1 protein-coding gene is annotated in these 1,404 nt (G+C 36.5%); it reads right to left on the bottom strand.

The genetic code is table 11. The annotated features are described in order from the left end of the window. Positions 1–118 precede the first annotated feature (118 nt). Positions 119–1,216, bottom strand: a complete 1,098-nt coding sequence (locus J9889_RS20670) for a hypothetical protein (protein WP_210557956.1) — start codon at positions 1,214–1,216, stop codon at positions 119–121. Positions 1,217–1,404: the final 188 nt, after the last annotated feature.

Here is a 1,404-nt window from a genome sequence, read left to right as displayed (position 1 = left end):
GGGTCTTCAAGTTCGGAGAAGAATTGGGTAAATGCCGCTTGATGGTTCATGACGAAACTCCCGTAAAAGAGAGTATAAGATCACACCCTGTTCGGTCGGTCAAATCCTCATGCCCTGCTTAAAAAACGTTCGCGATCTTGCCCTGCGCAAGGATAGGAATGTAATTAATGCCTTGATGGTTTATTATGTCAATAACCTGTTCATTTAATGACTGGTGTTTAATGTTTCTTGGCTTTAAGTTGTACATCAACCCTATTTTAAGCACTGCTAGCGAATACTTAATAAACCCAAATGATGATCGTGCTTCATGTTTCACATTATTAATTATATTTAATGCTGCATCTGGTTTGCTATGTTTTATGCAATCGAGTGATTTAATAAGAGGTATATATTGCATGAAGAACTTTTGAAATTTATTAGTCTCTATGTATATTAACCCTGAAATAGCAGAGACCTTAGAATGATCAAATGCAATCACATGATTTTCACGGTGGTTTGCCTTATTATCTAATGATGCATCCTTGTCAACAATAACCATAGGTATACTAAATTGAGGAGGAGGCGTGACCATTTTACCTAGATATGACTCTTCTACTAGTAGTGGCATCAAATCTAGCTCTGAATCAGATAGAGTGCAAACTCCAAACATTTCAAATATGTAAGAAGTTATTTTCTCTAAATATCCCTGTTTTTTACTGCTTAATATTGTTTCTGGTTGATTATCATCATGTAAATAAATGGATGATTCATTATGGTTTAAGTCCTCATAGTTTTCACTGAGTGCTGTGTGTAGGCTTAAATATAAATCGTCCAGTATTGGACTTTGTTTTTCGATAAGGATGTTATATGTATTATAAAAATGAGCAATCATGCTAGTTTTATTCGCGATATCCTGCAGAATTATGATGGCAGTATAAGCGGCGATTATTGGTTGGATGCTAAATGACGAATTGTCAATTTTTGCGATAGAAAGCCTTTCATTACAATATTCAAGTTTCTCATGTAGTGTTGCACATGTTTGGTTGTCTTTTTTATAAAACACACCCAAATAATTTAGTAATTCAGGGATTAACAGATTTTCATTTTTGAAGTTGGTTTTGTTAAGTATGTCTATATGCTTTTTGAAGTGGTGTTTTATATATTCTCGCACATAATTTTGTGCTGTAATTTTTCTGAGTTTTTGTTTGTTGTCATCAAAGGTAGCTAAACTATCCATTGTAAGGATTCGGTCAAGGTGATAATAGATAGAGTTTTCATTTGTATCTATTCACCAGGACGGGGTTGACGGCATCAGTTCTGCCGGGATGGGATAATCTGTCTTCTCGATGCACGCCCTGACCACGGCCCTCAACCACTCCTGTGGGCAGCGGCCCAATCGCTTGCCGGTCTCCACCAACGACAGGA

It is taken from the genome of Aeromonas sp. PrichA-15 (genome assembly GCF_017939245.1).
GTDB lineage: Bacteria > Pseudomonadota > Gammaproteobacteria > Enterobacterales > Aeromonadaceae > Aeromonas > Aeromonas caviae.
This window is presented reverse-complemented; position numbering and strand designations above follow the sequence as displayed.